The sequence below is a fragment of the Actinoallomurus sp. CA-142502 genome, assembly GCF_050936355.1.
Taxonomy (GTDB): Bacteria; Actinomycetota; Actinomycetes; order Streptosporangiales; family Streptosporangiaceae; genus Actinoallomurus; species Actinoallomurus iriomotensis.
Window position 1 is genome coordinate 9545899 of the sequence record NZ_JBNJMY010000001.1, and the last position, 21724, is coordinate 9567622.

At 72.2% G+C, this 21724-nt stretch carries 23 protein-coding genes and 1 pseudogene; 13 read left to right on the forward strand and 11 right to left on the reverse strand.

The annotated features are described in order from the left end of the window. The first annotated feature begins 110 nt into the window (after positions 1 to 110). Positions 111 to 659, forward strand: coding sequence for a TetR/AcrR family transcriptional regulator (locus ACQEV1_RS44600; RefSeq protein ID WP_433403159.1), 549 nt, complete (start codon positions 111 to 113; stop codon positions 657 to 659). Positions 660 to 1011: 352 nt separating this feature from the next. On the opposite strand, the gene ACQEV1_RS44605 is transcribed toward ACQEV1_RS44600, so the two are convergent. After that, positions 1012 to 2619, reverse strand: coding sequence for an amidohydrolase (locus ACQEV1_RS44605; RefSeq protein WP_433403162.1), 1608 nt, complete (start codon positions 2617 to 2619; stop codon positions 1012 to 1014). Positions 2620 to 2798: 179 nt separating this feature from the next. Here ACQEV1_RS44605 and ACQEV1_RS44610 point away from each other — a divergent pair, with 179 nt between their 5' ends. Beyond that, the gene (locus ACQEV1_RS44610; RefSeq protein ID WP_285626904.1) at positions 2799 to 3866 is read left to right on the forward strand and encodes a hypothetical protein; all 1068 of its coding nucleotides are present in this window, start codon (positions 2799 to 2801) and stop codon (positions 3864 to 3866) included. 107 nt (positions 3867 to 3973) lie between these two features. Then, positions 3974 to 4345, forward strand: coding sequence for a hypothetical protein (locus tag ACQEV1_RS44615; protein WP_285626902.1), 372 nt, complete (start codon positions 3974 to 3976; stop codon positions 4343 to 4345). A 4-nt stretch (positions 4346 to 4349) separates the two neighbouring features. On the opposite strand, the gene ACQEV1_RS44620 is transcribed toward ACQEV1_RS44615, so the two are convergent. From ACQEV1_RS44620 to ACQEV1_RS44630, 3 genes are read right to left on the reverse strand one after another with little or no spacing between them, the layout of a single operon-like run. Continuing rightward, entirely contained in the window at positions 4350 to 5258 is a 909-nt protein-coding gene (locus tag ACQEV1_RS44620; RefSeq protein WP_285626900.1) for an acetamidase/formamidase family protein, read from the reverse strand. Between the two features lie 2 nt (positions 5259 to 5260). Then, positions 5261 to 6625: an APC family permease gene (locus ACQEV1_RS44625; protein WP_433403165.1), complete on the reverse strand. Its 1365-nt coding sequence runs from the start codon at positions 6623 to 6625 to the stop codon at positions 5261 to 5263. A 42-nt stretch (positions 6626 to 6667) separates the two neighbouring features. Then, positions 6668 to 7549 (reverse strand): proline iminopeptidase-family hydrolase, encoded by an 882-nt coding sequence (locus tag ACQEV1_RS44630; protein WP_433403167.1) that lies wholly within the window; start codon positions 7547 to 7549, stop codon positions 6668 to 6670. 99 nt (positions 7550 to 7648) lie between these two features. On the opposite strand from ACQEV1_RS44630, the gene ACQEV1_RS44635 reads away from it, so the two are divergent. Then, positions 7649 to 8383: a FadR/GntR family transcriptional regulator gene (locus ACQEV1_RS44635; protein ID WP_285626890.1), complete on the forward strand. Its 735-nt coding sequence runs from the start codon at positions 7649 to 7651 to the stop codon at positions 8381 to 8383. A gap of 23 nt (positions 8384 to 8406) precedes the next feature. Here the strand turns inward: ACQEV1_RS44635 and ACQEV1_RS44640 are convergent. Then, a pseudogene (locus ACQEV1_RS44640) lies at positions 8407 to 8847 on the reverse strand (alpha/beta fold hydrolase); the annotation flags it as partial. Positions 8848 to 8883: 36 nt separating this feature from the next. After that, positions 8884 to 10044, reverse strand: coding sequence for an FAD-dependent oxidoreductase (locus ACQEV1_RS44645; RefSeq protein ID WP_433403170.1), 1161 nt, complete (start codon positions 10042 to 10044; stop codon positions 8884 to 8886). A gap of 85 nt (positions 10045 to 10129) precedes the next feature. Between ACQEV1_RS44645 and ACQEV1_RS44650 the strand changes: the two genes are divergently transcribed. Together ACQEV1_RS44650 and ACQEV1_RS44655 are read left to right on the forward strand one after the other, a co-directional pair. Continuing rightward, positions 10130 to 10669: a TetR/AcrR family transcriptional regulator C-terminal domain-containing protein gene (locus ACQEV1_RS44650; RefSeq protein WP_285626885.1), complete on the forward strand. Its 540-nt coding sequence runs from the start codon at positions 10130 to 10132 to the stop codon at positions 10667 to 10669. Between the two features lie 43 nt (positions 10670 to 10712). Continuing rightward, positions 10713 to 11480 carry a DUF72 domain-containing protein gene (locus ACQEV1_RS44655; protein WP_285579964.1) on the forward strand — a complete coding sequence of 256 codons (768 nt, stop codon included), beginning with the start codon at positions 10713 to 10715 and terminating at the stop codon, positions 11478 to 11480. A gap of 9 nt (positions 11481 to 11489) precedes the next feature. Here the strand turns inward: ACQEV1_RS44655 and ACQEV1_RS44660 are convergent, their stop codons facing one another. Further along, a complete protein-coding gene (locus ACQEV1_RS44660; protein WP_433403175.1) occupies positions 11490 to 12395 on the reverse strand; it encodes a TIGR03619 family F420-dependent LLM class oxidoreductase in 906 nt (301 codons plus the stop codon). A gap of 103 nt (positions 12396 to 12498) precedes the next feature. Here ACQEV1_RS44660 and ACQEV1_RS44665 point away from each other — a divergent pair, with 103 nt between their 5' ends. Both ACQEV1_RS44665 and ACQEV1_RS44670 read left to right on the forward strand, forming a co-directional pair. Further along, on the forward strand, positions 12499 to 12777 hold the full coding sequence (locus tag ACQEV1_RS44665; RefSeq protein WP_285579960.1) for a hypothetical protein: 279 nt from the start codon (positions 12499 to 12501) through the stop codon (positions 12775 to 12777). Between the two features lie 185 nt (positions 12778 to 12962). After that, positions 12963 to 13097: a hypothetical protein gene (locus ACQEV1_RS44670; RefSeq protein ID WP_285626880.1), complete on the forward strand. Its 135-nt coding sequence runs from the start codon at positions 12963 to 12965 to the stop codon at positions 13095 to 13097. A 40-nt stretch (positions 13098 to 13137) separates the two neighbouring features. On the opposite strand, the gene ACQEV1_RS44675 is transcribed toward ACQEV1_RS44670, so the two are convergent. Continuing rightward, positions 13138 to 13713: a TIGR03086 family metal-binding protein gene (locus ACQEV1_RS44675; RefSeq protein ID WP_285626877.1), complete on the reverse strand. Its 576-nt coding sequence runs from the start codon at positions 13711 to 13713 to the stop codon at positions 13138 to 13140. A 97-nt stretch (positions 13714 to 13810) separates the two neighbouring features. Between ACQEV1_RS44675 and ACQEV1_RS44680 the strand changes: the two genes are divergently transcribed. Both ACQEV1_RS44680 and serA read left to right on the forward strand, forming a co-directional pair. Further along, complete coding sequence (locus ACQEV1_RS44680; RefSeq protein ID WP_433403179.1) at positions 13811 to 14617, forward strand: helix-turn-helix domain-containing protein; 807 nt, start codon at positions 13811 to 13813, stop codon at positions 14615 to 14617. Between the two features lie 75 nt (positions 14618 to 14692). After that, the gene (gene serA / locus ACQEV1_RS44685) at positions 14693 to 15910 is read left to right on the forward strand and encodes a phosphoglycerate dehydrogenase (RefSeq protein WP_285579953.1); all 1218 of its coding nucleotides are present in this window, start codon (positions 14693 to 14695) and stop codon (positions 15908 to 15910) included. A gap of 67 nt (positions 15911 to 15977) precedes the next feature. Here serA and ACQEV1_RS44690 read toward each other — a convergent pair whose 3' ends face one another. Continuing rightward, entirely contained in the window at positions 15978 to 17624 is a 1647-nt protein-coding gene (locus ACQEV1_RS44690; protein WP_285626872.1) for an APC family permease, read from the reverse strand. Between the two features lie 318 nt (positions 17625 to 17942). On the opposite strand from ACQEV1_RS44690, the gene ACQEV1_RS44695 reads away from it, so the two are divergent. The 3 genes from ACQEV1_RS44695 (at position 17943) to ACQEV1_RS44705 (ending at position 20095) form a co-directional block, all read left to right on the forward strand. Next, positions 17943 to 18191, forward strand: coding sequence for a hypothetical protein (locus ACQEV1_RS44695; RefSeq protein WP_285579951.1), 249 nt, complete (start codon positions 17943 to 17945; stop codon positions 18189 to 18191). 199 nt (positions 18192 to 18390) lie between these two features. Then, positions 18391 to 19179, forward strand: coding sequence for an SAM-dependent methyltransferase (locus ACQEV1_RS44700; protein ID WP_433403183.1), 789 nt, complete (start codon positions 18391 to 18393; stop codon positions 19177 to 19179). 79 nt (positions 19180 to 19258) lie between these two features. Further along, complete coding sequence (locus tag ACQEV1_RS44705; RefSeq protein ID WP_285626867.1) at positions 19259 to 20095, forward strand: IclR family transcriptional regulator; 837 nt, start codon at positions 19259 to 19261, stop codon at positions 20093 to 20095. Here ACQEV1_RS44705 and ACQEV1_RS44710 read toward each other — a convergent pair. Both ACQEV1_RS44710 and ACQEV1_RS44715 read right to left on the reverse strand, forming a co-directional pair. Then, complete coding sequence (locus tag ACQEV1_RS44710; RefSeq protein WP_433403186.1) at positions 20092 to 21021, reverse strand: PfkB family carbohydrate kinase; 930 nt, start codon at positions 21019 to 21021, stop codon at positions 20092 to 20094. The two genes, ACQEV1_RS44705 and ACQEV1_RS44710, sit on opposite strands and share 4 nt — an antisense overlap. Further along, positions 21018 to 21617 carry a bifunctional 4-hydroxy-2-oxoglutarate aldolase/2-dehydro-3-deoxy-phosphogluconate aldolase gene (locus ACQEV1_RS44715; protein ID WP_285579942.1) on the reverse strand — a complete coding sequence of 200 codons (600 nt, stop codon included), beginning with the start codon at positions 21615 to 21617 and terminating at the stop codon, positions 21018 to 21020. Before ACQEV1_RS44715 ends, ACQEV1_RS44710 begins: the two co-directional genes overlap by 4 nt. Between the last annotated feature and the right edge of the window lie 107 nt (positions 21618 to 21724).

Here is a 21724-nt window from a genome sequence, read left to right on the forward strand (position 1 = left end):
CCCTCCCCGAAAGGACATCAGGTACCCCGATTCCCACCAATAGCAATCTTACTTGCCGTACGGTAAGCTACCAACTAACCGGGCGTCAAGTAAGGCAGGTGGGGCGGGGGATGGGCGAGCGCCGAAGCGACACACGCGAGCGGATCCAGGCGACGGCGCTGGAGCTGTTCGCCGAGCACGGCTACGAGAAGACCTCGCTGCGGGAGATCGCCGAGCGTCTCCACGTGACGAAGGCGGCGCTCTACTACCACTTCAACAGCAAAGAGGACATCGTCGTCAGCCTCTTCGACGGCCTCATCGCCGAGACCGACGCGATCATCGCCTGGCTCCGCGACCAGCCCCGCACCCCGGAGACCCGCAGGGAGCTGGTCCAGCGGTACGCCCGGCTGGCCCACGACAGCCCGCCCGGCATGCGACGGCTGCTCCAGGACGTACGCTCCTCGATGCGTGAGCTGTCCGTCGGCGAACAGCTACAGGAGCGGATGCGCACGATGGTCCGCCTGCTGACCGACCGGGACGCCCCGGCCCTCGCCCAGCTCAAGTGCGTGATGGCCCTGGCCTCGATCAACGCCGCGATGTTCGTCCTGCAGGACACCGACATCACCGCCGAGGAACGCCACGCCGCCGGCCTGACCCTCGCCCTGGAACTCGTCGGCTGACCCGGAGCGGCGAGCCGACGAGCGAGCGGAGTGGACGGTGAGGGACGAGCCGTCCGCGTAGCGAGTGAGGAGGCGAGCGCGACCGGCAAATGCGTGCGGCGAGCCGACGAGCGAGCGGAGTGGACGGTGAGGGACGAGCCGTCCGCGTAGCGAGTAAGGAGGCGAGCGCGACCGGCAAATGCGTGCGGCGAGCCGACGAGCGAGCGGAGTGGACGGTGAGGGACGAGCCGTCCGCGTAGCGAGTGAGGAGGCGAGCGCGACCGGCAAATGCGTGCGGCGAGCCGACGAGCGAGCGGAGTGGACGGTGAGGGACGAGCCGTCCGCGTAGCGAGTGAGGAGGCGAGCGCGACCATCAAACGCCGCCGTGGACGCGGCGGCCGGCGACATACGTCGCGTGCACCGGGATGGACGCGATGCCGTGCGGGTCGGCGGTCAGCGGGTTCTCGCCCAGGACCACGAAGTCGGCCGCGTACCCGGGCGCGAGGCGCCCGCGCGTGGAGGCCACGCCCTCCGCCTCGGCGGAGCCGATCGTGTAGACGCGCAGCGCCTCCTCCACGCTCACCCGCTGCGAGACGCCGACCGGGGCCCCGTCGTCCAGGCCCTCCCGCGTCACCATCGACTGGACGCCCACCAGCGGCTCGTACGGGCCGCACGGATGGTCCGACGAGCCCGCCACGGTCACGCCCGCGTCCAGGAAGGACCGGTGCGCGAACATCCGCTCCGTACGCGACGGGCCGTACCAGTGGTTCAGCGCGTCCCCGTGGTACGCGACGTAGCCCGCGAACGGGACGGCGACGGCGTCCAGGTCACGCATCCGCGCCAGGATGTCCTCGTCCACGACCGAGCAGTGCTCGATGCGGTGCCGGAGGCCCGGCCGGGGGAAGTCCCGCCGCGCGGCGGCGAAGGCGTCCAGGACCAGGCGAATCGCCGCGTCGCCGTTCGCGTGCACGCCGATCCGGTCGCCGCCCCGGTGCACCGTCGCCACGGCCTCGAACAGGTCCTCCGTCGAGGTCGTCTGCATGCCGTGGCCGCCGCCGTCGGCGTACGGCTCGGACAGCAGGCACGTGCGGCCGCCGACCGCCCCGTCCGCGAACGCCTTCACCCCCACGAAGCGCAGGAAGTCGTCGCCGAAGCCGCTCCCGACCCCCAGGGCGCGCGCCCGGTCGTAGTGGTCGACGGACAGCAGCATGCCGACCCGCAGCGTCAGCAGGCCGCGGTCCCGCGCCCGCCGCAGCAGCTCCACGTCCGGCGGCGCGACCAGCGCGTCGCAGATCGAGGTGAGGCCCGCGGCGTGCCACCGCCGGACGACCCGCTCCAGGCCGCGCAGCCGCTCCTCCGGCGAGGGGGCCGGCAGCACGGCGCCGCCGCGCGCCGTCCCCCGATAGGCCACGTTCAGCAGCGCGCGTTCGATCAGCCGCCCGTCCAGGCGCCCGTCGGGGGAACGGCCGTACTCTCCCCCGGCCGGAGGCGGCGAGGACTCGTCGATGCCCAGTTCGCGCAGCGCGCGGGAGTTCGCGACGCCCCAGTGCCCGGCCACCTGCACGACGAGCACCGGGTGGTCCGGCGCGGCCCGGTCCAGGTCCCAGCGCGTGAGCGGCCCGGTCTTGGCGTCGTCGTACCGGCCGCCGCGGATCCAGGTCCCGGCCTCGGTCGTACGCGTCTCCGCGCCGACGCGGCCCAGGAGGTCCTCCACCCCGCTCACCGCGGCCGCCGACAGGTCGAGGTGCAGCAGTTCCTCGGCGGCGTGCACGAGGTGGACGTGGGCGTCGTGCAGGCCGGGGACGACCGTGGCCGCGCCGAGATCGACCTCTCGGGCGCCGGGGAACCGCGACCGCAGCGCGGCCAGGTCGCCGACGGCGCGGATCCGGTCGCCGTCCACGGCGAACGCCTCGGTCTCCGGCCCGTCGAGCGTGAGGACGCAGGCGGCGCGGAACAGCACCGGCGGGTTCTCGCGGATCACCGGTCACCCCCTCTCACAAGGGAACACGCAGTCGACGTCAAGCGAACGCTCATGCCCGCGTCCGGGTTTGGTCATGATCTGTTCACCCGGTGATTCCGGCACAGCAACGGCCGCCGGTCGCATCACGTCTAATCTCATTTGCCATCCCTTGACCATTCCTTTGCGGCGAACGGTGGCCGATGGCATCCCGCCTGATCTTGCACATAGGCCTGCAGAAGTCCGGCACGACCTACCTCCAGGAGCTCATCGCGAGCGGCGCCGGGGAACTGGCCGACGCCGGCGTCGTCTACCCGGTGACACCCGCCGGCAAGCGGCGGCGCCGCACGGAGAACCACGAATGGGCCTCCTACGGCCTGCTCGGCCCGGAGTACCCCTGGGTGTCCGAGCAGCGGGCCGCGGCGGAGAAGGGCGCGTGGAAGACCCTCGAACGCCAGGTCGCCCGCACCAAAGGGACGGTCCTGCTGTCCGCCGAGGCGCTCTCGGTGCTCCGCGCGTCGGCGATCCGCGCGCTGCTCGACCGGCTGGCCGTACGGGACGTCGAGGTCGTGGTGACCGCGCGGAGCCTGAGCCGGTCGCTGCCGTCGCTGTGGCAGCAGCACGTCCGCAACGGCCGGCGTCTCGGATTCGAGCGTTACCTCGACATGCTGGCCGAGCAGCGACGCATGCCGTCGGCGCGGATCGAGGAGGACGTCGACCTGCATCTGTGGCGGGCGTTCGCGATCGGGCGCCTCGTACGGCGCTGGGCGCGCGAGGTGGGCGAGTCCCGCGTGCGCGTGGTGACCAGTCCCGGCCGTCCGCCGGAGCTGCTGTGGGCGCGCTTCGCCGAGGCGATCGGCGTGCCCGGTCTCACGTTCCGCTCCGACGAGGCCGAGCGGCCCGTGCACACGGGGCTGACCGCGCCCGAGGCCGTGGTCCTCACCTCGCTCAACGCCGCGCTGGCGTCGGCCGGCTGGCCGTCGGACCGGGCCCGGCGGCTGCGGGAGGCGGTGCTGACCGACGGCTTCCAGTCGCGCGCCGAGCGCGGGCCGCGCATCGCGATCCCGGCACACTGGCGGTCGTGCGTCGCGGCCTGGAGCGCCGAGGACGTCGCCGACCTGCTGGACAGCGGCGTGACGCTCATCGGCGACGCGGCGGACCTGCGCCCGGAGCCGGCGCGCGAGGACATCCCGGCGCCCACGATCGAGGAGGTCGGCGCCGCGTGCGCGGCGGCCGTCCTCGCGGTGAACGGCAAGGTGACGGGGTCGTAGGCGCGAGTACGCGCTGATCGGCACTTCGTTCCGCCAGGCGATACGGATCAATTCTTGACCAGGGCGAACTTGCGATCATTCGAAAGTTTGTTCGAGAATGCCTGGTCATGCGCGATGCCCGTCAGCTCGATCACTATCCGTCCGGCTCCTACCGGGTCGAGGCTCGGAATCCCTGGGTCTGGATCCGTCACCGGGGCGCGTGGCGGAAGGGCGCGATCCACTGCTGGTACGTCCACGGCGACGTCTGGATGGCCTGGATGCAGCACGAGGATCCAGCGCCGGACGTGCCGTGGGCGCAGTGGGGGCTGTACCAGTACGACGGGACCACCATCCGCCGGCGCTACTCCCCGGCGGCGCGGGCGCGCGTCGAGGTGCCGGACGGCGGACCGCGCGACCGGTTCACCGCGCTCCTGCGCGACACGGGCTACAGCGTCGTGCAGGAGAAGACGGAGGCGGCGGTGACCCTCCACCTCGGCTGAGGCCTCAGCCGAGGTGGACCAGCTCCAGATGCGCCGACACCACCCAGTTGGGCGCGTCCACGACCTCGGAGATCTTCAGGTCGGCGGCGACGCCGGCCAGCAGGTACGCGTCGACGGGGGCCAATCCGGTACGGGCGGCGATCTCCGCCACGAGCGCGCGGGTGGCCTCCACCGCCGCGGCCATGAGGTCGGGCCCGACTCCGGTCGTGGCGAGCGCCGCCCCGGTGCGGTGGGTGCGCGGGTGCGTCTCGATGACCGGCGTCCCCGGCGCGGCGTCGCGGCGCAGCCCGACCCGGAGCCGTACGGTCGCGTCGGTCTCCACGCCGGTGCCGCTCACCTCGCCGTCGCCCATCGCGGCGTGCGCGTCGCCGAGGGAGAGCAGCGCGCCCTCGACGCCGACCGGCAGGACGAGCCGTGCGCCGGGACCGATGTGGCGCACGTCGAGGTTGCCGCCCCAGCGGCTCGGCGGCACCATCGGGTGCGGTCCGGGCTCGGGCGGCGCCACGCCGATGGTGCCGATCATCGGCACGACCGGCACCGAGACGCCGGGCAGCAGTTCGGCACGGCCGTCCGCGATGGTGGAGACGCGCAGGTGCGGGTCGGGGAAGTCCTCGGCGAGCAGGCCGAAGCCGGGGATGCAGGCGGTCCAGCCCCAGGAGCCGACCTCCACGTCGAGGATGTCGACCACGAGCGCGTCACCCGGCCGCGCGCCCTCGACCGCGAACGGGCCGGTGACCGGGTTGACCCGGGTGAAGTCCAGGCCGGGCACGTCGGCGGCGGTCGAGCCGGCGGTGAGCTGGCCGCCGCTCGCGTCGGCGGTCTCGACGGTGATCTCGTCGCCGGGCGCGACCGTCGCGATCGGGTCCAGCGCGCGGTCCCAGGCGGTGTGCGTCTCGGTCCGCTTGACGTGCATGGTCAGTCCTCCAGAGAGAGCTCGGTGCCCCGGCCGGTCCGCCGGTAGAAGACGAGCAGGACCGCGCCGACGGCCAGCCAGATGATCCCGCCGACCTTGGCGCGCGTGTCCGCGTTGACCAGGACGTAACCGATGATCACAAAGCCGACGGCGGGGGCGATCAGGTGCAGATGCCAGCGGCGGCTCCCGTTCCTGAGCACGAAGTGCACGAACACCGAGACGTGCAGCAGCAGGAAGGAGAACAGCGCGCCGAAGTTGACCAGCGACGACAGCAGGTCGACCTGGCCCACGAACGTCAGGCCGAGGATCAGCGAGAGCACCGAGACGAACAGGATGGCGCGCTCGGGAATCTTCCTCGTGGGGTGGACGTGCGCGAGGAAGGCGGGCAGCTTGCGGTCGCGCGCCATGCTGAACAGCAGGCGCGAGGTGGCGGCCTGTGCGACGAGGGAGTTGGCGACGCCCGCGGCCAGTGCCGAGGCGACCGCGACGGTCGTCTTGAGCCAGGCGCCGCTCGCGATCTTGGCGATGTCGTAGAACGCGGCGTTGGTCGGGTCGCCGTCGGCGAACGACGTCTGGTGCGGCACCAGCAGGCACGCCACGTACGTCTGGACGATGAACAGAGCGGCCACCGCGCACAGCGACAGCACCGTGGCCCGGCCGACGAGACGCCGGTCGCCGTCCTTGACCTCCTCCGACAGCGTCGAGATGCCGTCGAAGCCGAGGAAGCTCAGCACCGCGATGGACAGCGCCCCGAAGATCAGGCCGGGCGTGACCAGGTGCGGCTTGAGCAGCGGGTCGAACGAGAAGTGCGCGCCGTTCTTGTGCGCCGCGATCGCCGCGATGCCGAACGCCGTGAAGAGCGCCAGCACGATCATCTCCAGCAGCAGGAACAGCCGGTTGAGCCGGGCCGTCGACTCGATGCCGAGATAGTTGACGACCGTGTTGACCAGGACGAACGCCACGATCCAGATCCACTGCGGCACGCCCGGCAGCAGCGAGGTGAGCGCGGCGGCGCTGACGACGTACAGCAGGGTGGGAACCAGCAGGTAGTCGAGCAGGATCGCCCAGCCGGCGAGGAACCCGACCTTGTCGTTGATGCCGCGGCCCGCGTAGGAGTAGACCGAGCCGGCGATCGGGAAGGCCCGCGACATCTCGCGGTAGCTGAGCGCGGTGAACAGCATCGCGACCAGCCCGATCACGTACGTGAGCGGCACCATGCCCTTGGCGCCGTTGAAGACCACGCCGAAGATGGCGAACGGCGCGATCGGGACCATGAACACCAGGCCGTAGATCATCAGGTCGGCCAGGCTGAGGGAGCGCTTGAGCTCCTGCTCGTACCCGAAGGAGTGGAGGGTCTCTGAGGACATGGGAGTGGGGGCCTCCTCAGTCGGTGGTGCTGCTCGCAGGGCTCAGTCGTGCTGGTCGAGGAAGGCGGCGACGGCCTTGAGACAGGCGTCCTTCTCCTCCACGTGCGGCATGTGGCTGGAGTGTTCGAAGATCTGCCACCGGACGTCGGCGATGCCGTCGGCGTAGGGCCGGACGACCTCGGGGGTGGCCTCGTCGTACTTCCCGGAGATCAGCAGGGTGGGCACGGCGACGCGGTCGAGCCGGTCGATGATGGTCCAGTCCTTCAGCGTCCCGACCACGTGGAACTCGCTCGGCCCGTTCATCGTGTGGTAGACGGTCGGGTCCTCGTCCATCGCCGCGAAGGTCCGCGCTACCTCCTCGGGCCACGGGACCCGGCAGACGTGACGGTCGTAGAAGACCCGGGTGGCCCGGGTGTACTCCTCCGAGCCGGTGGTGCCGGCCTCCTCGTGGCGGAGCAGCGTCGCCTGGACGTCGGCCGGGAGCCGTGCGCGCAGTTCGCCGGCCGCGGCGAGCCACAGCTCCATCGACGCCGGCGAGTCGGCGATGACCAGCGACCGCAGGCCCGCGGGCCCGGTGACGGCGTGCTCGGCGCCGAGCATGCCGCCCCACGACTGGCCCAGCACGTGGTAGCGGTCGCCGATGCCCAGATGGGCGATGAGGTTGGCCAGCTCCTCCACGAACAGCTCGACGGTCCAGAAGCCGGCGCCCCGGTCGCGCAGGTGCGTGGACCGGCCGTTGCCGAGCTGGTCGTAGTGGACGACCGCCCGTCCGGTGCCGGCCAGTTCGGCCAGGGAGTCGAGATAGTCGTGCGTGCAGCCGGGCCCGCCGTGCAGGACCACGAGGGGCGCCTTGTCCGCGCCCAGCTTCCCGGTCACGCGGTACCACGTCCGGTGGCCGCGGAAGTCGGCGTATCCCTCGTTCACCGGCAGACCCTCCTAGAGTTGGGGATCACATTCCACGCAGCATAAGAGGGTAAAGGTCTAGTTTCCAGACCTTTACGTGCCGGACTTTCGGGGTGCGCATTGGCCGAGGAACCGCCACCGCTGGGCCCGCTGCGGGCCGCGACGACCGGCGAGCAGGTCGCCCACCGGCTGTCGACGGCGATCGCGCTGGGCGAGTTCAGCCTGGGCGACCGGCTGCCCAGCGAGCGCGAGCTGGCCGCGCTGCTCGAGGTGAGCCGCGAGAGCGTACGCGCCGCGCTGCGGCGGCTGACCGAGGCCGGCCTGATCGAGGTGCGGAGAGGCCGGGGCGGCGGCGCGTTCGTCCGCGCCCAGTGGGCCGAGTCCAGCGAGACCTCGGTACGCGAGGCGCTGCTCGCGCAGTGGGAGGACTTCGAGGCCCTGTTCGACTACCGGCGGCTGATCGAGAGCCTGATCGCCCGCACCGCCGCCCAGCGCGCCACCGACGACGACCGTGCGGCCATCCGCGCGGCGCTGACCGCCTTCGAGGGGTCGGCGAACCCGGCCGAGGCCCGCCGCCACGACACCGAACTGCACCTGGTGATCGCCCGCACGACGCACAACGCCCGCCTCGTACGGCTGCACCAGCTCCTGCTGTCGGAGGTGAGCCTGGGCGTGTCGGAGGAGCCGTACACCTGGGAGATCTACGAGGAGGCCAGGCCGCACCACCGCGACCTGGCCGAGGCGGTGCTCGGCGGCGACGCGGAACGCGCCGCCGAGGTCGCCGGCGAGCACTTCGCCATCACCGAGAACGCCCTGCGCCGCCTGGCCGCCCGTGTCGGCCGGGATCGGCCGTGAAGAAGTCCCGCAGCGCATCGGCCACGACGAGCGGGTCCCCGTCGTTCGCCGGGCCCGAATGGTCGAGGCGGGGGAAGGTCACGCACCGCGCGTGCGGGAGCACGGCGGCGAGCCGGCTCAGCGCGGCGCGGAGGTAGGCGGGGGACCGTGACCAGGGCGGCGCCCGTATGACCGGCCGCGAGCTCCCGCTCGTAGCGCGGCAGCCAGTCCAACGGCATCGCGCCGCCGGCGTCCAGCGGCGGCTCGTAGAGCGCGATCCGCTCCAGTTCGGGTACGGCGAGGGCCGCGCGCAGGGCGACGAGTCCGCCGGAGCTCAGGCCGAAGATCCGGTTCGTCCCCGTCTCCGCGACCAGGGCCCGCACGTCCTCCACCTCACGTGCGACGCCGTAGTCCTCGCCGTGTCCGCCGCTCAGCCCGCGTCCGCGGCGGTCGGGCACGTAGACGGTGAAGTCGTCCGCGAGGGCCTCGGCGAGCCCGGTGAGGTCGCTCGCTCCGCTCGCTCACAGCGTCACCTCTTCCCGGTTCGCGGTGTCCGATGGGACGAACCGCTTCGCCGCCCGCTTACCGACCTCCACCGCCGCGTTCCCGCGTTCGAGCAGGTCGCGCTGGTACTCCCCCAAGGCCGACGACAGGTCCCGCTCGCCTTCCAATGCCTCGGCCAGCCGCGCGCTCAGGCGTACGGCGTCCTGCATCGCGGTGTTCGCGCCGTTGCCTCCGCTGGCCAGGGTCAGGTGCGCGGCGTCGCCGAGCAGCGTGACCCGCCCCACCGGCCAGGGCGGCATCGGCCGGTCGAGGACCTTGGACCGGCCGACCGCGCTCATGTCGGAGGAACGCACCAGGTCGAGCAGGTCGGGGTGCCAGCCGTCGATGAGCTCCAGCACCAGGTCGCGCGCGTCCTCCACGGCGGTGACCGCCGGATGCCCCGGTGGCACGAGCAGCACCCAGCGCACGTAGTCGTCGCGATACGGCAGGTCCAGGCCGGGAGCCAGCTCGGCGGCTGCCGTGGACGGCTCACGGCCGAACCGCATCGGTCCCAGCATCAGCGTGATCCCCGGGCCCCTCACCATCGTGCCGCGGCCCGGCACCAGCCGCAGGAACCGCTCGGTGAGGGTGGTGCGGCCCATCGCCCCGCACAGGTCGGCGTCGGCCAGCCCGACCTCGGGCACGAGACGCCGCCGTACCGCGGAGTTCCCGCCGTCGGCGCCGACCAGCACCTCACCGCGGGACTCCGTGCCGTCGGCGAAGCACGCGGTGACCCCGCCCGTGTCTTCGGCGAAGTCCACGAGCCGTCTGCCGTACGCGACCCGGTCGCCCAGCCCGCCGAGCAGTATTCGCCGCAGCACCTGCCGGTCCGTCGCCAGAGCCCCCTGCGGCGGCCCCTCGTGGTCACGGCTCAACTCCGTGAGCCGCTCGTCGAAGAGCAGCCCCGGGCCGGTCAGCCACCCGCCCGTGGCCTCCGCCAGCGCGTACAGACGCTCCGGCAGGGCCGCCCGCAGCGCCTCCAGGCCCGGCGGCGCCAGGCCGATCCGGTACCCCTGGAAGCGGTCGCCGGTCCCGTCGTCGGCCTCGTACACCCGCACGTCGACACCCGCGCGCACGAGGGCGTGGGCGAGCGTCAGGCCGCCGAGCCCCGCTCCGATCACCAGTACGCGTCCGTCCATCCCGTCCCCCCCATTCGATGTGAACAACGTTCACGTGTACAATGTTCACATCGGGCACGCCGAGTTGTCAATCGGGAGGACTTCAATGGGGCAGCGCCGCGTCGAGGTGGTTCGGGCGGCGATCGAGCTGCTCGACGAGGTCGGTCTGGACGGCCTCACCATGCGGCTGCTGGCGGCCCGGCTCGGCGTACGGGCGAGCGCGCTCTACCGGCACTACCCGAGCAAGCAGGCCCTGCTGGACGCGATGGTCGCCCACCTGGCCACGCCGCCCGCCGCCGCCCCTCCGCCGCCCGAAGGCCCGTGGGACGAGCGGCTGCGCCACGTCGCGACCGGCGTCCGCGAGGTCATGCTGGCCCACCGCGACGGTGCGCGCCTCATGGCCGGCTTCCAGGACCCGGGCGGCGCCGCCGTCGCCGCCTTCCACGACCTCGTCGCCGCCCTCGGCGCGGACGGGCTCACCACCGAGGCGGCCGTCGTCGCCGTGGACACCGTCCTGGCGTTCGTCAACGGCTACACGTTCGAGGAGCAGGCGCGTAAGGCCGCCGTCCCCCGGGACCGCCGGGACCGCGACTTCCACGCCGGTCTGGAACTGATCATCGGCGGCGTCCACGCGTCGCTGCCCTGAAAGGCGGCAGGCGTACTTCGCCCTCCGCGGGTATGTACGCGGCATGCCGATCCTCGTTGGCACGTCCGGCTGGCAGTACAAGGACTGGCGGGGGCTGCTGTATCCGGCCGGACTGGCGCAGAACCGCTGGTTGGAGACGTACGCCGCCGCGTTCGGCACGGTGGAGAACAACAACGCCTTCTATCGCCTGCCCGCTCCGGAACTGTTCGAACGCTGGCGCGGCCTGACGCCCGAGGCGTTCGTGATGGCGGTCAAGGCCTCGCGCTACCTCACCCACATCAAGCGGCTCGTCGAGCCCGAGGAACCCGTCGAGCGCCTGATGAACTCCGTGCGCGGCCTCGGCGACCGGCTCGGGCCGATCCTGCTCCAGCTCCCGCCCACGCTCCGGGCCGAGCCGGAGCGGCTCGACCGCTGCCTGCGGGCGTTCCCGCCGGGCGTACGGGTCGCGGTCGAGCCGCGCCACGACTCCTGGTGGACCGACGAGGTACGGGACCTGCTCACCGAACGCGGCGCCGCCCTCTGCTGGGCCGACCGGCTCGGCCGGCCGCTCATGCCGCTGTGGCGGACGGCCGGCTGGGGGTACGTGCGGTTCCACGAGGGGGCCGCTAAACCGTGGCCGGGCTACGGCGACCAGGCGCTGCGCGCGTGGGTCGGCCGTATCGGCGACGCGTGGCCGGACGACGCCTACGTCTACTTCAACAACGACCCCGGCGGCGCGGCCGTACGGGACGCAATCCGGTTCGGGCGGTTCGCCGGGCGGGCCGGGCTCCCGGTGAGCCGCACGCCCGATCCGGCCCTGGCGCGGGCCTGAGAGGAGCGGTCAGCCCATCGCCTCGCGGAAGCGCCCGGCGAGGTCGAGCATCCGCGTCAGGTCCCCGGTCGTCTGCTGGAAGTCGGTGAAGACCTCGTACGCGCCGGTCGACCGGGCGTACTCGGCGATCTGCTCGATGGTGCCGGTCCGCGGCACCAGGTCGGCGGCGGCCGGCTCGTCGGTGATCCTCGGGTTGATGCGCAGCATCATCCGCAGCGAGTCCGGGTCGCGGCCGGCGTCCTCGGCCGCGCGTCGCACGGCGTCCCACATCGGGGTCAGCACCGGCAGCGGCACGCCCCCGGCCAGCCAGCCGTCGGCGCGACGGCCGATGCGCCCGAGCGCCGCGGAGGAGTAGCCGCCCAGGTAGATCGGCGGGCGGGGGCGCTGGACCGGCTTGGGCTCGATGCGTGACTCCGGCACGGAGAAGGACCCGCTCTCGTACGTGACCGGGTCGTCCGCCCAGATCCGCTCCAGGACGTCGATGATCTCCTCCAGCCGCGCGCCGCGCCGCGCCCACGGCACGCCCGCCGCCGCGTACTCGTCCGAGGACCAGCCCAGGCCGAGGCCCACGTCGAGGCGGCCCTCGCTCAGCACGTCGAGGGTCGTGAGGCTCCGCGCGAGCAGCACCGGGGAGTACCAGGGGGCGTTCAGTGTGCTGGTGCCGAGCCGGACGCGCTCGGTGACCGCGGCGGCGGCGGTGAGCACGGTCAGCGGGTCGAGGAAGGTGGTGTACTCGGCCGGCATCCGCCCGTCGGCGCTGCCGGGGTAGCGATCGCGTGGGTGCACCGGGTCCAGGATGCGGTCGCCGGTCCACAGGCTGTCGAAGCCGAGCGCCTCGGCGGCGCGGGCCACCTCGATGACCGCGTCGCGCCGTGCGAACGCCCCGTACTGGCTCAGCGCCACGCCCACCCGCACGTTGAACTCCTTCCCTCGCGAGACCGGTGATCAACTTAGCCTGACGGGTCCGCCCGCAGGAATTCGGGAATGCCAGTCATAAGGGGACCAACAAGGGGGAACCATGTCGCACCACAACGGCCACGAGCACGGGCCCGCCTGCGGCCACGTGGCGGTCCCGCACGGCGACCACGTCGACTACGCGCACGAGGGCCACCTGGACGCCATGCACGAGGGGCACTGCGAAGAGTGCGAGCCCCGTGGCCACAGCGAGCACGATCACCACGAGCACCAGCACCGGGAGGGCTGCGGGCACGTCGCCGTCCCGCACGGCGACCACGTCGACTACATCCACGACGGGCACCGGCACGCCGCGCACAGCGGTCACTGGGACGAGCACTGACCGGGCACGCGCGGCGGCGTCGAACCCGTGTCGATCATCGACGGCCCAGAACTTGACGCGAGCACGATCTGATCGTGACCGATGTCCGGGCATACCGGGTTCATCACACCCACCACCGCCCGCTCGGAGCGGTAACCGTACCTAGGAGTGCAACGATGGGATTCTCGCGTTCGCGCCGTCCGATTATGCCGCTCGTCGTCCTGGCCATGACCGCCGCCCTCGCCTACGCCGCGGGCAAGCGGCAGTCCACCGGGGGCAGGTCCGGCGGTCGGATCAAGGCCGCGAAGCGTCGCGCCCGCAAGGCACGTTCGCGCGCCTGAACGGCTGAAGGACCGCCCGTGAACCCCGCCCGTCCGGCGCTCAGGGCCGCCAGGCGGGGTCGCGCCCCGCGAGGCCCAGCGCGCGTTCGACGGGCGAGGCCGACGCGGGGACCGGCACCTCCGGTCCGAACGCCCCGTACCGGCGCCCCATGTCCGCCATCGACGACACCTGGCCGAACAGCGCCTCGGCCAGGTCGTCGTCGAGGGCGAACTCCTGGCCGGTCGCCGTGGCCAGGTCCCAGCCGTGCAGCAGGAACTCGGCGAACACCAGCCCGCCGATCGTCCCGGCGGGCATCTCCATCTCTCCGGACAGAGTGGCGGTGCCCTCCCAGGCGGCCGGCTCGGACCAGGCCTCGGCGGTCGCGCGGGTCCGTTCGGTGAGGCGTTCCGCCCAGCCGGGCTCGGGGGCGAAGTCCTCGTCGGGGGCGCCGGTGTTCGGCCGCTTGAGCGCCGCCGCCCGCGCCGGTTCGGTCATCCAGCCCGACAGGTGGCCGAGCAGCGCGCGCACGTCGAACTCCGGGCACGGCGTGGCCCGGTCCATCATGTCCGGCCCGATCCCCCGGACCACCGCGTTCGACGCCTCGACGGCCCGCACCATCAACGGCCGCAGCTCCATGACCTCTCTCCTCCCGATCCGCCGCTCCCCCATGACGAGTACGCCACCGTAGCGGCGCGCCGGCGGACCGGTATTGAACAAATGCGACACTGCTCCCATGGCCGAAGGGGCATACGGGGGAGGGCGCGGCATCCTCCGGCGCCGCACCGCGCTCGACCGGTTCGCCATCGAGCGCCGGGCGCCCTCGCCGGACCTCGCGGCGTTCGCCGACTACCTCTGGATCCTCACCTGGGACCTGCGCGACCATGAGCCACACCGGCAACAGGTGCTCACCCGCCCGGCGATCAACCTGACCTTCACGACCGGAGGCAGAGCGAGGGTCGTCGGGGTCGTCCGCGACGTGTTCGGCGAGACGATCGCGGGCCGGGGGCGGGTCATCGGCGTGTGCTTCCGGCCGGGCGGGTTCCGGCCCTTCCTCGGTGGGCCGGTGTCCGGCCTCACCGACCGGTTCACGCCGGTCGAGGAGATCTTCGGTCCCTCCGCCCGCGCCGTCGCGGACGCGATCATCGCCGAGCCGGACCGGGACCGCGCCGCCGAGCTGGCGGAGGATCTGCTGCGGTCCCGTGCGCCGGACCGGCCGGACCCGGTGATCGCCGAGGTCGCGGCCATCGTGGACCGCATCGCCGCCGACCCCGCCCTGCTGCGCGTGGACGATCTGGCTGCGGCCCTGGGCGTCGGGGCGCGACGGCTGCAGCGGATCTTCGCCGAGTACGTCGGCGTGGGCCCCAAGTGGGTGATCCGGCGGCACCGGATGCAGGAGGCGGCCGAGCGCGCGGCGGCCGGCACCGGCGTCGACTGGGCCGCGCTGGCCGCCGAACTGGGTTATGCCGACCAGTCCCACTTCACCCGCGATTTCACCCGGACGCTGGGCATCTCCCCCGCCCAGTACGCTCGGAAGTGCTGACCGCAGCGGTGGCGCACCGGCGCGGCGGCCTCACATAGCATGAATACCGACCGAATCCGGTAGGAGGATTTCCAGGTGAGCCCCGCTAGTGCACCCCGCCGCGCGCTGCTGTTGGAGAACATTCACCCCGACGCGGTCTCCGGTCTGGAGAAGAACGGCTACGCCGTCGAGACCGTCGCCGGCGCGCTCGACGAGGACGAGCTGATCGCCCGCCTCGGCGGCGTCGAGCTGCTCGGCATCCGTTCCAAGACGAACGTCACGGACGCGGTGCTGGCCGCGGCGCCCGACCTGCTCGCGGTCGGCGCGTTCTGCATCGGCACGAACCAGATCGACGTGGCGTCCGCCTCCACGCGCGGCGTCGCCGTGTTCAATGCCCCGTTCTCCAACACCCGCAGCGTGGTCGAGCTGGTCATCGCCGAGATCATCGCGCTGACCCGCCGTCTCGTGGACAAGAACACCGGGATGCACGCCGGCGTGTGGGACAAGTCCGCCGAGGGCAGCCACGAGGTACGCGGGCGGCGCCTGGGCATCATCGGGTACGGCAACATCGGCAGCCAGCTGTCGGTGCTCGCCGAGAACCTCGGCATGTCGGTGTTCTTCTACGACACCGCCGACAAGCTCGCCCTGGGCAACGCGCGCCGCTGCTCCAGCATGGAGGAGCTGCTCGCCACGGTCGACATCGTGACGCTCCACGTGGACGGCAGGCCGGGCAACAGCGGCATGTTCGGCGAGGCCGAGTTCGCGCGGATGCGCCCCGGCAGCCTGTTCCTCAACCTCTCGCGCGGCTTCGTCGTCGACCACCAGGCGCTGCGGCAGCACATCGAGTCCGGGCACCTGGCGGGCGCCGCCGTCGACGTTTTCCCCAACGAGCCCAAGAAGCGCGGGGACGAGTTCGTCTCCGAGCTGCGCGGGCTGCCCAACGTGATCATCACGCCGCACATCGGCGGATCGACCGAGGAGGCGCAGCAGGACATCGGCCAGTTCGTGGCCGGCAAGCTGCACGACTTCGTCTCCACCGGCAACACCGCGCTCAGCGTGAACCTGCCGCCGGTCTCGCTGACCTCGCAGAACGGCGTGCACCGCCTGACCCACCTGCACCGCAACACGCCCGGCGTGCTGGCGACGATCAACAGCGTGCTCGCCGACCACCAGGTCAACATCGAGGGCCAGCTGCTCGGCACCCGCGGCGACCTCGGGTACGTGATCACCGACATCGGCAGCCAGTACACCTCCGACGTGATCGGTCAGCTCCGCGACCTGCCGACGACGGTCCGGCTGCGGCTGCTGTCCTGACGCCCGTACACCACGAGAGCGCCCGCCGGTCCGCAGGGACCGGCGGGCGCTCCGTTGTATGTGGGGGTCAGTCGGCGAGGTTGAGGGCCGGGGCCGACCTGAGCTCGGCCTCCTCCGCCTCCACGGCGGCGTTGACCTCGGTGCTGGAGACCGCGAGCGACACCGCGACGTAGTAGACGACGAGCGCCCAGACCGCGACGATCGCGATGTCCGCCCACTCGGGGATCGTGTTGTTGCCGCCGTACCGGCCGAGGGCGCCGATGACGACCATGACGCCGAACCACGGCCAGATCCAGAGCGAGGACCTCAGGTTGAGCCGGACGCGTTCGCCGGCGGGCAGCATCGCCCGGTTGACCGCGAAGATGATCAGGCCGAGGAGGGACGCCACACCGAGCTTCCACTCGGCCTGGAAGGTCGACCAGTAGATGATCAGGTTGGCCCCGACGAAGGAGAGCGGCGCGAGCACGTGGAGGGCGGGCAGGCGGTACGGCCGGGGCCGCTCCGGGTCGCGCAGGCGCAGCGCGGTGATCGCGATCGGCGCGAAGGCGTACATGATCGCGGTGGCCTCGGTGACCAGGGAGACGAGCTTGCTCCAGCTCGGGAAGGGCAGGAAGCACAGCTCGCCGACGATGAACGCGATGATGATCGAGATCAGCGGCACGCCCTTCCTGCTGACCTGGGCGACCTGCCTGGGCAGCGCCTTCTCCCGGCCCAGGGCGTAGGACAGGCGTGAGGAGGTCGCGATGTAGACCAGGCCGGTGCCGGCCGGGGAGATCACGGCGTCGGCGTACAGCATCCACGCCAGCCAGGCCACGCCGGCTCCGGTCGCCAGAGTGGCGTACGGGCCGAAGTCGCCCTTGCCGATCGGGTTGGCCCAGCCGTGCGCGAGGTTGCCCGGGTCGAGGGCGCAGATGAAGGCGATCTCCAGCAGGATGTAGATGACCGTGCCGATCACGGTGGCGGTGATGACCGCGCGGGAGACGTCCCGCTGCGGGTTCCTGGCCTCACCGGCGAGCTGGATCGCCTGCTCGAAGCCCTGCAGGGCGAAGACCACACCGGCGGGCAGCGCGGCGAACACCCCGTGTGCGCCGAACGGCGCGAATCCGCCGCCGGCCGTGAAGTTGCCGGCGTGGAAGGTCAGCAGCATCAGGACGACGATCGTGAGCAGCGGGATCGCCGTCTTCCAGACCACGGCGATCGAGTTGGACTCCGACAGGAACTTGACCCCGACGATGTTGATCACAATGAAGATCAGCATGAAGACGCTCGCGACGATCAACCCGGTGCCGGTCAGGGTGCCGTCGGTGTGCAGCAGCGGGAAGTTCCGGTGGACCCAGCCGATGTGGTCGGAGTACGACAGCGTCGCCTCGACCTCGATCGGGGCGAGTGACACCGCCTGGATCCAGGCCATCCATCCCGCGGCGAAGCCGGCCAACGGCCCGAACGCGAAGGCCGGGAACCGCGCGGTGCCGCCCGCGACGGGGTAGGCCGCGCCGAGTTCGGCGTGCACCAGGGCGAGCAGCGCCAGCATGATCGCGGCGAGCACCCAGGAGATCAGGGACGCGGGTCCGGCGAGCTTCGCCGCCGTCAGCGCGCCGAGTAGCCAACCCGACCCGATGATCGAACCCAGGGACACGAACATGAGTCCCCAAAATCCGACATCTCGGCGCAGATGTCTCCCCGAACCGACTGCGCCGGTCGTGGTGGTCGCCATGCCGCCTCCCTAAGCAGGGGTCTCTATCGAGTGTCGTCCGCGCGGCACTCACGGCCTCATCCGGGCAGCCGCGACCGCTCGCCGCGGACAGCCCGAGGAGCGCGAGCGCTGGAGGGAGAGTAGGCCGATCCGCACTGCCATGCAATGGATGAAACCGCTGGTCACGGCGGATTTCACCGTAATGAAACATTGCATAGTCAACTATGAGCAAAGTCTGAGCAAAGGCGGGTTACGACTCTCGGCGACGGGAAGTGAACGTTGGTTGCGGTGAGATCGCAGATACGTGCCATTCGAACTCATGTTCGATACAATGAGGACATGAAGCGGCGAACGTGCGATCACCCGGTCCAGGTCGAGATCCGCGGCGACAGTCCGGCCTGCTTCCGTCAGGACGACTGCGACTACGAAGTCATCACCTTCCTCAAGATGCTCGCCTTCCGCCGTCCGCAGGACGGCGTCGACACCCAGCTCTGGCAGGTGCGGGCCCGGTCCGCGGACGCGCCGGAGCGCACGTACGAACTCGAGTGCGACCACGGCCACTGGCGCATGACGGCCTTCTGGTGCTGATCCGGTCCTACCCCGCCACTCCCGCCGATCGCCTCGTCTCGGGCATTCGTTACAAAACGGCCACAGCACCAGGTTCCCCGGCAGCGCGCTGGTAGTTTCCTTTTCGGAAACAACGCGAGCTTTTCCGGATGCGACGCGGGCGGCGGCCCTGTGGTCCCCGCGTACATTGACGCTCACCGAGCGGGACCGGGAGGCGCAGGTGACCGAACAGGCCTGGTTGCCCCGAGGCGTCGACGCACACCGGCCGACCGAAGCGAGAGTCCACGACTACGCGCTCGGCGGCAAGGACAACTACGCCATCGACCGCGCGTACGCCCACAAGCTCATGTCCCTCGTCCCCGGCATCGGCCGCCCGATCGTGGAGAACAGCAGGTTCGCCCGGCGCGCGATCCGCTACCTGCGCGACGCCGGCATCCGGCAGTTCCTGGAGATCGGCTGCGGCCTGCCGCGCCAGGGCAACGTGCACGAGGTGGCCGGCCCGGACGCGGCCGTCGTCTACGTCGACTACGACCCCGTGGCGGTCAGCCACTTCCAGGCGGTGCTGCCCTCCACCGGTCCCGCACGGGCGATCCGCGCCGACGCCACCAGGCCCGCCGAGGTCCTCTCCCACCCCGTGGTCGGCGAGGTGATCGACTTCGCCGAGCCGGTGGGCCTGCTGACGACCTATTTCTTCCACCTCGTCACGCCCGAGGACGACCCGGCGCGGATCCTGCGCGAGTTCCGCGAGCCGCTGGCCTCCGGCAGCCACCTGGTCCTCAGCCACCCGACGCTGGACTTCCTGGCCGAGGAGGAGATCGCGGCGGTCCGCGAGGTCTTCGCCGAGCTGCGCGAACGCGTGACGGTGCGCGGCCGGGCCGAGGTCGCCGCGCTCTTCGACGGCTTCGACCTCCTCGACCCCGGCGTCGTCGAAGCGCCCCGATGGCGTCCCGACCGCCCGTACCGGATGTCGGCCGGCCGGCTGCTCGCCGGAGTGGGCCGCAAGGCGTGAGGGCCTCACACCGGCGCGCGATGCATACCTGCGGTGAGCTGCCCGGTTTCGCGGACGGCCACGGGGATAGGCTCAGCGTGTGGTGAGCTCGACCGGCGGTTCCATCGACAAGGCGCTCACGGTGCTGGAGGCGCTCGCCGAGCACCGGCGGGTGACCGACATCGCGACCGGCACCGGGCTGCCGAAGTCGACGGTGCACCGCATCCTGCAGTCGCTCGTCGGGTGGGGGTTCGCCCACCCCGACGGCAACGGCGGCTACGTGCCGGGCCCTCGCATCCTGACGCTGGCCGGCAAGGTGATGAGCCGCTTCGACCCGGCCCAGCACGCCGACACGGCCCTGCGGGGCCTGCGCGACCGTACGGGCTTCACCGTGCACTTCGCGGTCCGCAGCGGCGACGAGGCCGTCTACGTGCGCAAGCTCGAAGGCCTGCGCCCGTACCAGATGGCCTCACGGGTCGGCATGAGCATGCCGCTGCACTCCACCTCGATCGGCAAGGCCATCCTGGCCCGGCTGCGCGACGGGGAGGTCGCCTCGATCACCTCCCGTACGGGACTCGAACGCCGCACCGAACACACGATCACCGAGCCGAAGGCGCTGCTGGACCATCTGGCGGAGATACGCCGCCGGGGCTACGCGGTCGACGACGAGGAGAACGAGGCCGGCATCCGGTGCATCGGCGCGCCGGTCTTCGACCACACGGGCGCCGTGATGGGCGGCATCTCGATCTCGGGCCTGACCTTCGAGGTCACCCCGGACGACAAGGCCCTCGCGGACGAGGTCGTCACCGCCGCCCGCGAGGTCTCCCTGGCCCTGGGCGCCCCTGCGGACCGCGCCGTCGACGGCACGGACATCGCCGAAGCACCCCTGGGAGACCGCTCGACGCGGCCTCCCATCCGTCCCGCCGGCTCGCTCTAGAACTCGCGCAGCAGGGCGTCGATCTCGGCGGCGGTCGCCACGCGGCCGGTGCCGCCCTGGCCCGCCAGGGTCACGGACGCCGCCGCGGCACCCGCTCGCACCGCGTCCACCAGCGACGCGCCCGCGGCCAGGCGGGCCGTCACCACACCGGCGAACGCGTCACCCGCGCCCGTCGCGTCCACGATCACCTCCGCCGGTACGGCGGGCACGGTCGTACGGCCGGCCGCCGACGCCACGTGCACGCCGTCGGCGCCGCGGGTCACGGCGGCCGCCGCCGCGCCCAGCCGGAGGCACGCCTCGGCGGCCTTCCCCGGATCGGCGGTGCCCAGCAGCGCGACGCTGTCCGCCGGGCAGGACGGGGTGATCAGGGCGGCATGCGGGGCGACCTTCACGAGGGTCTCCCGCGCCGCCTCCGGGGTGATCAGCCGGCCGCGGAAGTTCGGGTCGTAGACGACCGCGCCGCGGGCCTCCTCCGCCGCGGCCACGACGGTGGCGGCGCAGGACGCCGACAGCGCCGCGGTGATGCCGCTCAGCAGCACCGCTCCGGCCTCGGCCACCGGGGCGGCGGCCACGTCCGCCGGGGACAGCCGTGACGCCGCGCTGCCCGACCGCATGTACGCGAAGGCGCGATCGCCGTCCGGGTCCGCACCAACGGCGTACGCGCCCGAATGGCCCGGCCCGCGCCACATCCAGCGCGTGTCGATGCCGTGCGCGTCGGCGAAGGCGATCAGGCGTTCGCCGAACTCGTCCTCTCCGGTCCGCGTGACCAGCGCGACGTGCGCGCCGGTCGCGGCGGCCGCGACGGCGGCGTTGAGCGCGTCGCCGGAGAACGACAGGCGGAACGTCTCCGCGCTGGTCAGCGGCGTGGGCGCGGAGAACTCGACCAGCGGCTCGCCGATGACGACGACGTCCGGATGACCGCTCACGACAACTCCTCCAGCAGCTCCCGTACGGCCGCGGCCGGGTCGGGGGACTTGACCAGCTCCGAACCCACGCCCACCGCGTACGCGCCCGCGTCGAGGTAGGCGCGGACCTCGCCCAGGCCGATGCCGCCGGTCGGGACGATGCGCGCGCCCGGCAGGACGGCCAGGACCGAACGCAGGTACGCCGGACCGCCGACGTGCGCGGGGAAGAGCTTGGCGATGCCGCGCCCGGACGCCGCCGCGACCTCGCCCGGCGTGAACCCGCCCTCCAGGAACACCGTGCCCGTGTCGGCGGCGAACACGCGGACGGCCTCGGCCGGGTACGGGCTGACGAGGAAGTCGGCGCCCGCCTCGACCGCGCGGCGCGCGTCGGCCTCGGTGGTCACCGTGCCCGCGCCGAGAACCGCGCCGGGATGGGCCTGCCGGACGTCACGCAGCGCGTCCGCCCAGCCGGGGGTCGTGGCGGTGAGCTCCACGACGCCGAGGCCCGCGTCGATGAGCGTCGAAGCCGCCCGCACGGCCCCACCGGCGTCCGGAGTGCGGAGCACGGGCAGCAGACGTGCCTCCCCGATCGCCCGCTCGATCGCGACATGGTCCATTCCGGCTCCCTTTGTTCCGCTGTACGGGACGTCGTTCTATATTATGGGCGACACTGGAACGGACGGGGAAGCCGGGGCCCTCGGCAGGTCCCATTCGTCCAATCCGG